Source organism: Halalkalicoccus paucihalophilus (assembly GCF_001593955.1).
Taxonomy (GTDB): domain Archaea; phylum Halobacteriota; class Halobacteria; order Halobacteriales; family Halalkalicoccaceae; genus Halalkalicoccus; species Halalkalicoccus paucihalophilus.
In genome coordinates this window covers 419,125-429,101 of record NZ_LTAZ01000013.1, presented here as the reverse complement: position 1 = coordinate 429,101, position 9,977 = coordinate 419,125, and the positions used below count along the sequence as shown (strand labels likewise).

The following is a 9,977-nucleotide window of genomic DNA, read 5'->3' as shown; positions in this document are numbered from 1 at the left end:
TGAGAAGGGAAACCCGTCTTAGATTATATTACCTGTCAGAGCCACCGATTAGGGGTTAAATAATGACTGTTTTCTAAAAATCACTATTGTCTCTACGTCCCCAAAGGCAAGCACACATCTGGAAATGACGGCAATCCTCGTGGTGCCTTCCTGCCGGCAACCGTCAAAAGTGACCTTCATCAGACAGCCAACGATATAGCGCCTACCGATACAGTGATCGACCTCTTCGAACGCAGTATCCGCGATGTCGTCAAACGCACTGCCAAATGCGCCGTCGATGAGACCGGTTATAAAGGCAGTAGCCAACCGGTAGAAGAAGGTGAATACTGGTAATACGGAAGACCACCTCTCAACATACGGAAGTGTTTGGCTAGAGCTGTATGTCACCCACGAGGAGCACATTCACAAATGTGTTCATCGTCCTGCTCGGGCGGGGCGGGTAACCCCCGCAGTCGCAGAATTTCGCACCAGATATTTTGCCGTTCGATTAAGGCAAAGCCGATGACGATGACTACAAAACCAAAGATAGTTCGGACGGAGATTACTTCACCGAGAGCAATAGCGCCCACACTTGTTGCTACAAGTGGAACCGTATAGCTAATGAGGTTCGCTCGGACTGGCCCGGCACGATCGATCAGGCCGTAATAGGACGGGAAGGCGAGCGCCGTCGCAGGCAATCCAACCCAAAGGACTGCTATGAGTGCCCCAATCGTCGGCGTAATATCTTCTGGTGACTCTCCCATTAACAAGCTAAAACTATGGACTAATCCAGCAGCCAGTAGAAGTGCCCACGCCGTCATTCCCAATCCGGATATTGATCGGTCAGTTCGGCTTAGAAGAACGCTTCCGAACGCTATCGCGACTGCAGCACCTCCAACGAGAGCGACGCCACGGACTGTCGAGTTTCCGAAGTTGGATAGTGAGTTCAACCCGACAATGATCACCACCCCCACCAATCCGAGTAGGATACCAACTAGTTCGACGAGACCAAAGCGTTCTTCGGGCAATAACACCAGTGCGAATAATGGCGCTAAGACAGGGACAAGGCTGAATATAACAGCGGCAGTCCCCGTAGTGAGATATTGCTGTCCTAAGAAGAGAAGGGTTGCACTCAGTCCCGATAGAAAGATTCCGGCGACAACGACCGCTATCAGGTCGCCGCGGGTGCGCGGCTGCCAGTAGCCACCGCGCCAGTAAACATACGTGAGAAGGACGACCGCACCGATATCGTAGCGAAACCCAGCGAATAGTATCGGTGGAATATCATCCAAACCGGCCTTGATACCAACGAAGGCAGTGCCGAATGCCAAGGAAGTGATTATGAATAGTAGAAGCGTTCGGCGGCCTGATTTCGCTTTGGTTTGGCCGCTCTCTGCATTCATTACTACGCGTACGCTAAGTGAACACTTAACAGTGCTGAGAGTCAACATTTTTTGAAAATCTGTTTATAAATATGATTATTACAAGCAGTCGTAACTCCAATGTAGTTATTGTGGGATGATTCGGTCGCATGTCCCAATATCAACACCTATCACCAAACACTAACCTGGAAAATTCTCATACAGGATTACTTCCGCAAAATGACTTCACTCCGCTGCGAGGCACGATACAGCAAACGTCAGCAGCGTCACCGATACGGGGCTCTTGTTCGCTCCGTCTGCAGACGGCGTGTCCCACACACCGAGGGAGTGGACCGATTGGGATGACTGTGCGACCGCGACGCGCGTCCTCGCGGAAACAGCCGCTCGACTCGCCACCTCCTCCACGGAATAAATCCCTACTGATATTCACCTCTCGTGGGATTTTGGATTCCGAACAGACGGACCAACGAATCGTCGCCAGCGTAGCGTCTGGGCGATGGTAAAGAACCGGGCACCATCCGGAGCGGAGTTACTTTTGGTACTGACAGTGTCTTTTCCCCTATGGAACGACTCGCGATCAATCCGCTAGAACTCAAAGACGCACGAGAGATCGGATACAATCACGCTATCATCGCGGACGGCACCTTTTACATGGCCGGCCAAGTTGCTATGGATGGCGATTCGAATATCATCGGTGACGATATCGAGGCGCAGGCACGCAAAGCCTACGAAAACATCGGAATTCTGCTCGAGACGATTGGCAAATCGTACGACGACGTCGTGAAGATCACTACGCATATCATCGATCCGCACGAGCGCTACTACAACGGGTACAAGGAGGTGTACCTCGAGACGTTCGACGAGCCGTATCCATGCCACACGGTGCTCGGCGCGCATCAACTTGCCCACGAAGATTACCTTTTAGAGATTGAAATTGAAGTGCCCCTTACCAACGAAGATATTGCCTCACTCGAGTCGGACGGCGACGTGATACGAGAAATCTAACGATGGACCAGGCCACATTACCCACTTTACTGCGAGATCGAACGAAGTACGTCGTTCGGTCCCCGTTTCGGCGAGTCGACTTTGTTTGTTCCGTGTTCGAGATTGTGAGAACACTCGACCGCATTGTGAGAACACTCGACCGCAACGGCTCCTAAAGCACGCCGAACACAGCGAACAGGTATGTCATCGCAGCGATGACCGGAACGAGGATGATCGTCCGCAAAACGAACAGCAGGAGGAGGTCGCGGAACCGAATTGGAACGTCGCTGAACATGTCCATCATCATCGGGCCGATCGCAGAGAAGAAGATGAGTTGCAAAATTGAGAGCACAGCGATGAAGAACCGGGCCATCGCGTCGGCTTCAGCGACTAACAGCGCGGGAATGAACATTTCGGTGATTCCGATGATCGTCGTCGGGGCGACAATTTCCGCGTCCGGGATGCCAAGCAGTTCGATAACCGGAACAAGCGGTTGAGAGATGACATCGAATACCGGCGTGTGTTCGGCGAGGACGACCGCAGCGAGCCCGATCGAGAGGATCGTACCGAGGATCAGCACTGCGAGTTTGAGTCCGTCGACGAAGCCCCGAACCGATGCACCGACGATGGACCCACCCTCCTCGGCTTTTTTTACGGCTTCCGAAAGTCCGAATCGGAAGTAGTCTCTCGACGATCCTCGGAATGCTGTCTCGCGATTCGGTTCGGTGATGTATTCGTCGGGGACATTGCTAAGCGGTGGGATACGGACTAAAATAGCGGCCGTGATTGCGATGCAGACGAGGTATGCAAGGAAGATGATTGGAAATAACTCGAGCAGATCGACAGTCGCGGCGACGACGCCGACGAACCCAATCGAAACCGTTGCGAAACACGTACAGATTATGAATACGTCCCGCTTCGATTACTCACCGCGATCGAAGACACTGCGTGTGACGTAGAAGCCAACGCTGTAGGAGCCAACCCACGATGCCACGCTGTCGAGCGCAGCACGGCCAGGGATATTGAAGAGCGGTCGCATGATTGGGCGGGCCATCGGCCTCACAAAATCGAGGCCACCCAGTTCTACGAAGAGGTTGATGAATATCGCGCCAATCGGGATAATGACGGCGACGCTCAGGATGAGCGTGCCCCAGACTAACCCGCCGGTCGAACCGCCGATCATCCACTCCGGCCCGATCTCGAGGAAGAGCAACGGTGCGAGTACGGCGCCGGCGACCCGGAACAGCCAAAATGGTAAAGTTTCCCAGTATTCTAGCGCCAACCGTCGGCGAGATCGTCGCTTAGCGACAAGATACCGTGTTTACGGAACTCCGCGAGCGTAGTAAGGAGTCCCCCAACGACGATGAGTACTAACGCATACACGCTTGCGATAGTTGGAAAGGAATCGGTGATCCAACTGACGACGATGTCAAACGGGACTGTCACCTGCCTGTCCCACGGAACCGGGACGAGAAAGAAGACGAACCCGATTACGAATGCTAAGACGAACTTCGAAACAGGGACGCTACGAATTTCAACGAGATCTACTTCAGCAATTGTTTTTGGATTTTGTTCTTACTCGGCGTACTTCGTTGCTTGATCCCCACGCGACCATGCTGATTCATCAAACATACGACTGTGCATGATATCATCTATCAATATTAGTGTGGTGCCGTATGGCGAGTGGTTCAAAAGACATACCAGCGATGGAGTGAGCACGGTTCCCATCGCACGAACCGAGCGCGAATCGGCTCAGTAAGGCTGGTACCTGGATCCGGGACGGCGTCGAGGAGTCCTCATTTTGAATGATCGAAGTCATTCGTTGAATCCGATCGGTGAGCGATTTGTCGCCACACGGAACACCGACAGCGCTCTCGGGAATTATAACGGTGACCCCGGGAGGCAGGGACAGTTCGGACTTCGCGTCGAAAAGCAACCTTCGAGCCGTACAGAGCAATCTGATGGCAACGATTCGTTTGTACTGTTCAATTGCCGACGAGATGAACATAGTGTTCCGGATCGAGAGGTGGCGCAGACAGTCAGTAGAGATACGAAACGAGCGACGTGATGATCTTACGCTCGGCTCGGCGAAGATGATCCTCTGCCGTACGTCGGCTTACTCCTAGTTCGTCGGCGAGCGCTTCGGTCGTTGTTTCCCTAGGCAGTTCGTAGTAGCCATTGTCGACAGCGAGCATAATCGTCTCTCGTTGGCGAGCTGTAAGTTCCGGGAGCACCTGATCGAGGGTTAATAGGGGCGACGACTGGGTTGGCGCGTCGATCTCACGTTTACTTTGGACATCGATGGTGAACCCATCGTCAACTAACTCGGCGTAGAGATTCGACAGACTTTCTGACTCGATCGCGAGGATTCGGCAGTGTTTTGCCCCGTTTTCGTACCGCAGCGGGGGTAGAAGTAGACTGTTGTGCGACTCAAGGTAGCGTTCGATGTACGTCGTTTCGTGGCGTTTCAGACACGAACTCGTGATAATGACGGCTTCCCCGTCCCCACGAATCAGTTCGTCAATTCCAATATCCGTCACCACCTGTGAGATAACCGGCTCAATCGTCGATCCAGTGACGTATAGAAGGTCAGCATGTTCGTTACACCAGAGTTCGATCCGACAGTCGGTACCATCGGTCGGTTTGGTGTACGCGCTTGAGTCCGAAATGGCGATGGTAGCTTCATACACGTGTTATCACTACACAGTCCGTTGGGTTATAAATTATTTTCCGAACGGAACGCTTTCGATATTGGTACTGGGGGTTGTTGGCACACGTATGGGAAGTGACCAACAGCCTGCCCGTGGACGAGGCGACCCGAGCGAACAGTGGCGCGAGTATCGCGGAGCACCGACGGGTACCGATATCGAGTGCGAAGGGTGGCGACAGGAGGCCGCACTTCGGATGCTCAACAACAATCTCGATCCAGAGGTCGCCGAAGACCCGGAAAACCTTGTCGTGTACGGCGGCACGGGTCGTGCCGCTCGATCGTGGGACGCGTACGACTCGATCCTATCGGAGCTGCGAGCGCTTGAGGGCAACGAGACGTTATTGGTCCAGTCAGGAAAGCCAGTCGGTCGATTCACCACACACGAGCGTGCGCCACGCGTGTTGATCGCAAACTCTAACCTCGTCGGCAAGTGGGACAACTGGGACCACTTCCACGAACTTGAGGCCGAAGGCAAAATCATGTACGGCCAGATGACCGCCGGCTCATGGGCATATATTGGCACCCAGGGGATTATTCAGGGAACGTTCGAGACACTCGCGGAACTGGCTCGCCAGCACTTCGATGGCGATCTCTCTGGTAAGGTTGTCGTTACGGCGGGACTCGGTGGGATGGGCGGCGCCCAGCCGCTCGCAGTCACAATGAACGAGGGCGTCTGTATCGCCGCCGAGGTCGCCGAAGCACGTATCGATCGACGCATTGAGACGGGCTACTGCATGGAGAAAACCGATGATACCGACGACGCGATCGAACGCGCTACGGAGGCGGCACAAGCGAGAGAACCCTACAGCGTCGGCGTTCACATGAACGCGGCGGATCTACTTGAGGCGTTGCTCGACCACGGGTTCGTTCCCGATATAATCACTGACCAGACGAGCGCTCACGACGCGCTTGAGGGATATTACCCGTCTGGCTACTCTGTGGCCGAAGCCGACGAACTTCGCACGGAGGACCCGGAGCAATATTGGATGCAGAGTCTCGACACGATGGAACGACATATCGACGCGATCCTTGAGTTACAGGATCGCGGTGCGATCGCATTCGAGTACGGGAATAATATCCGTGGACAGGTCAAGGAACACCGTGGGCGGTCCGACGCATTCGAGTTCCAGGGATTCGTCCCAGCGTACATTCGCCCCCAGTTCTGTCGCGGCAAGGGACCGTTCCGTTGGGTCGCGCTGTCCGGCGATCCCGACGACATCCATCGGACCGATGAGGCCGTCCTCGAACTATTTCCCGAGAAGGATCATCTCCGGCGTTGGATCGACCTTGCACAGGAGCAGATTCAGTTCCAGGGGCTGCCGAGTCGGGTGTGCTGGTTCGGCTGTAACGCGGAGGGTGAAGGCGACGACAAACTCACGGAACGGGCCCGATTCGCGCTTCGGATCAACGAGTTGGTTGCCTTGGGTGAGATCGCCGCGCCTATCGTTGTAACTCGGGATCACCTTGACGCCGGAAGTGTTGCCAGCCCGAATCGCGAAACCGAGGCAATGCGGGACGGAACCGACGCGGTTGCCGACTGGCCGATTCTCAACGCGCTACTGAACTGCGCGGCGGGCGCAGACATTGTCAGCGTCCACGACGGTGGCGGCGTCGGCATCGGGAACGCACTCCACGCGAACAATCACGTCGTTCTCGATGGGAGCGAACTCGCCGCTGAGAAGGCAACGCGAGTATTCACCACGGACCCGGGGATGGGCGTGATCCGCCATGCCGACGCAGGCTACGAGGACGCCCTCGACGAAGCTGATCAGTCTGACGTTCCCGTGCCAATGCGGGACCAGCAATGAGCATACGTGCGGGTGTAAGCGCACCTACTCCCGATCCCGACAGTATCTCGACGCGTGAACAGGTTCAGATACATCGGACGGTCACAACTGATGACCACGTGGCGAGCTTTAGGACCGTCAGGTGTGCGCTGCCACTTGCCTCTGCAAGGCGAACTACCGCCGCCAACATGCGGACGAGTACTCACCCAGTAGCAACAACGGAGCACCATCATGACTGAACTCACAACTATTGTCCACGACGCAAGCGAAATCGTCGTCGGACCAGGAACGGACGAACCGCTTGAGCGATACGAAAACGCCGCCATCGCCGTCACAGACGGCCGCGTGACCGCGGTTGGCCCAACTAACGAGATCACTGACGAGTACCCGGTCGAGAACGCTACGCACGCGATCAACGCAGACGGAAAGAGTGTGATCCCCGGGTTTGTTGATTCTCATACCCACGCTCTGTTCGCGGGCGACCGTTCGGACGAGTTTGCAGCGAAACTCGGTGGCGAACAGTATCAGGACATCCTGGCTGAGGGGGGCGGCATTCTTCGAACCGTACGCGCCGTCCGAGAGAGGAGCGATGACGAACTCCTCGTGAACGTACTCTTTCACCTCGACACGATGTTCGCCCATGGCACTACGACCGTCGAGATCAAATCCGGGTACGGTCTCGATACTGAGACAGAGCTGCGGATGCTCGACGTGATTCGCCGAGCTGACGAATCTCATCCCATGGACGTGGTGCCGACGTTTATGGGTGCCCACGCTGTGCCCGAGGAAACCGATGCCGACACGTACACCGACCGAGTGATCGACGAGCAGCTCCCCGCGGTCGCCGATCAAGGCGTCGCCGAGTTCTGTGACGTCTTCTGCGAGGAGGACGTCTTTTCGGTCGAGCAGTCACGACGGGTGCTCGAAGCCGGACTAGAACACGGGCTCACTCCAAAAATCCACGCCGAGGAGTTCGTCCGGCTCGGTGGCGCACAGCTCGCAGCCGAGGTGGGTGCGACGAGTGCCGATCACCTCCTTCACGCGAATGAAGACGACCGCGCCGCACTCACCGAGGCAGGCGTCACGCCGGTGCTTCTCCCCGGGACGGCCTTCTCACTTGAGGCGGACTATGCGGATGCGCGGGCATTCTTTGACGATGGCGGATCGGTCGCCGTCGCTACCGATTTCAATCCGAACTGTTACTCACAGAGCATGGGCTTTGCCATCGCGCTTGCCTGCGTCGGGATGGGAATGACGCCTGCCGAGGCGCTGATTGCTGGCACGCACAGTGGCGCACGCGCTCTCGATCGTACGGACAAGGCGGGTATGCTCCGTGAGGGGATGCCCGCCGATATGGCGATCGTCGACGCGCCATCGCATGTTCACGTCCCCTATAATTTTGGCGTGAACACCGTCGAGACAGTGCTCAAGGGTGGCGAACCCGTCCATAGAGGCCAGCGATGAGTGAGAGCGAACCAATCGTACTCGACGGCGCGTCGCTCACTCCCGAAGACGTGGCCGTGGTCGCTCGCGACGGCTATCCAGTAGCCATCGCTGATTCCGCACGTGAGGCCGTTAGGGTGTCCAGAGAGCGCGTTGAGGAGGTCCTTGACAGCGACGAAGCAGTCTACGGTCTGAACACTGGTTTCGGCCAACTCGTGACCGAACGTATTCCCGCAAGTGATCGTGAGCGGCTCCAGACCAACCTCGTTCGGAGCCACGCCTCGGGTGTGGGCCGTGAACTCAAACGAGAAGAAGTACGCGCGATGATGCTCACACGGATCAACGCACTCGTGAAGGGGTATTCAGGCATCCGTGAGGTCGTCATCGACCACCTCGTGACGATGCTTAATGAAGGGGTCCACCCGGTCGTTAAATCCCGCGGTAGCCTCGGTGCGAGCGGCGATCTCGCGCCCCTGGCCCACCAGGCACTCGTGCTGCTGGGTGAGGGTAAAGCCGAGGTGGACGGCGAACGACTCAGCGGTGAGACAGCGCTCGCGCGGGCGGGTCTTGACCCACTCTCGCTTGCCGCGAAGGAGGGACTGGCGCTTATCAACGGAACGCAACTCTCCGTCGGGCTGGGGGCGCTCTGTGTCGTCGATGCCGAACGTGCGCTCAGGGGCGCCGACATCGCCGGCGCGCTCACCACTGAGGTCGTGATGGGGACGACCGCTGCCTGCGACCCAGCGATTCAGGACGTGCGCCCGCATTCGGGTCAGGCCACGAGTGCGCGCAACGTTCGAAACTTCACCGCCGAATCGGAAATTGTCGAGTCCCACCGCAACTGCGATCGTGTTCAGGACGCCTATTCGATTCGCTGTCTTCCGCAGGTCCATGGAGCGGCACGCGATGCAGTTTCGCATCTCCGCGAGGCAGTTGAGATTGAACTGAATAGCGCAACCGATAATCCACTCATTTTCGCAGGTGAGTCCATCGACGACCGCGCGAGCGGCACCGAGAACGTAGGTGTGCTCTCGGGGGGGAACTTCCACGGGGCGCCGCTCGCACTCCGGCTGGATTATGCTACGAACGCACTCACCGACCTCGCTGCCATCGCCGAGCGCCGCGTTGATCGGTTGCTCAACCCGAACCTCCAAGAGGAGCATCTCCCACCGTTTCTCACTCCTGACAGCGGCGTCTGTTCAGGCTACATGATCGCCCAGTACAGTGCTGCCGCACTCATCAACGAGAGTCGATCGATCGGTGCGCCATCAATCGATAACACGCCCGTGAGCGGTGGCCAGGAGGATCACGTGAGCATGAGCACTCAGAGCGCGCTCAACGCCTGTACTGCCGTCAAGAACGCGCTGACAGTGGTTGGTATCGAATTATTGTGTGGCGCACAGGCAATGGAGTTTGTCGACGATGGACTCGCACCCGGTAGCGGCACCGGTGTGGCCTACGATACGATTCGAGATGTAATACCACCACTCGACGAAGATCGAGCACTCCACGCCGAAATCGAGATTGCGTCAGAATTGGTCGCTACAGGAAGGCTCGAAGCCCAGGTCGAGAGGGTAGTTGATGAAGCAGTCATCTAGTTGCAGGAGTACCAACCGCATCCGAATTCGTTGATGGGGCTACCCTGTTGATCAGCCTCTCTGAAGGCACTGATCATCCGGTCGTCGAGTTGCT

6 protein-coding genes and 2 pseudogenes are annotated in these 9,977 nt (G+C 56.7%); 5 read left to right on the top strand and 3 right to left on the bottom strand.

Annotation, left to right across the window (positions count from 1 at the left end):
• Positions 1-383: 383 nt before the first annotated feature.
• Positions 384-1,382 carry a DMT family transporter gene (locus tag HAPAU_RS17195; protein ID WP_066385179.1) on the bottom strand — a complete coding sequence of 333 codons (999 nt, stop codon included), beginning with the start codon at positions 1,380-1,382 and terminating at the stop codon, positions 384-386.
• Between the two features lie 202 nt (positions 1,383-1,584).
• On the opposite strand from HAPAU_RS17195, the pseudogene HAPAU_RS22535 reads away from it, so the two are divergent.
• Together HAPAU_RS22535 and HAPAU_RS17190 are read left to right on the top strand one after the other, a co-directional pair.
• Positions 1,585-1,773: pseudogene (locus tag HAPAU_RS22535) on the top strand (Zn-dependent hydrolase); the annotation flags it as partial.
• A 149-nt stretch (positions 1,774-1,922) separates the two neighbouring features.
• Entirely contained in the window at positions 1,923-2,366 is a 444-nt protein-coding gene (locus HAPAU_RS17190; protein ID WP_066385178.1) for a RidA family protein, read from the top strand.
• Between the two features lie 151 nt (positions 2,367-2,517).
• Here HAPAU_RS17190 and HAPAU_RS23105 read toward each other — a convergent pair.
• A pseudogene (locus HAPAU_RS23105) lies at positions 2,518-3,902 on the bottom strand (YjiH family protein).
• Between the two features lie 482 nt (positions 3,903-4,384).
• Positions 4,385-5,035, bottom strand: coding sequence for a helix-turn-helix domain-containing protein (locus HAPAU_RS17175; protein WP_066385175.1), 651 nt, complete (start codon positions 5,033-5,035; stop codon positions 4,385-4,387).
• Between the two features lie 88 nt (positions 5,036-5,123).
• On the opposite strand from HAPAU_RS17175, the gene hutU reads away from it, so the two are divergent.
• The 3 genes from hutU to hutH all read left to right on the top strand — a co-directional run bounded on the left by hutU (position 5,124) and on the right by hutH (position 9,883).
• Entirely contained in the window at positions 5,124-6,863 is a 1,740-nt protein-coding gene (gene hutU / locus HAPAU_RS17170) for a urocanate hydratase (RefSeq protein ID WP_066385173.1), read from the top strand.
• 210 nt (positions 6,864-7,073) lie between these two features.
• Positions 7,074-8,306: an imidazolonepropionase gene (hutI, locus tag HAPAU_RS17165; protein WP_066385171.1), complete on the top strand. Its 1,233-nt coding sequence runs from the start codon at positions 7,074-7,076 to the stop codon at positions 8,304-8,306.
• Complete coding sequence (hutH, locus tag HAPAU_RS17160) at positions 8,303-9,883, top strand: histidine ammonia-lyase (RefSeq protein ID WP_066385167.1); 1,581 nt, start codon at positions 8,303-8,305, stop codon at positions 9,881-9,883. The genes hutI and hutH overlap by 4 nt, the downstream gene beginning before the upstream one ends.
• Positions 9,884-9,977: the final 94 nt, after the last annotated feature.

Excerpts from the sequence above, each read along its gene's own strand:
- HAPAU_RS17195 (WP_066385179.1), bottom strand. The coding sequence starts at position 1,382 with ATGAATGCAGAGAGCGGCCAAACCAAAGCGAAATCAGGCCGCCGAACG.
- HAPAU_RS17190 (WP_066385178.1), top strand. The coding sequence starts at position 1,923 with ATGGAACGACTCGCGATCAATCCGCTAGAACTCAAAGACGCACGAGAG.
- hutU (WP_066385173.1), top strand. The coding sequence starts at position 5,124 with ATGGGAAGTGACCAACAGCCTGCCCGTGGACGAGGCGACCCGAGCGAA.
- hutI (WP_066385171.1), top strand. The coding sequence starts at position 7,074 with ATGACTGAACTCACAACTATTGTCCACGACGCAAGCGAAATCGTCGTC.
- hutH (WP_066385167.1), top strand. The coding sequence starts at position 8,303 with ATGAGTGAGAGCGAACCAATCGTACTCGACGGCGCGTCGCTCACTCCC.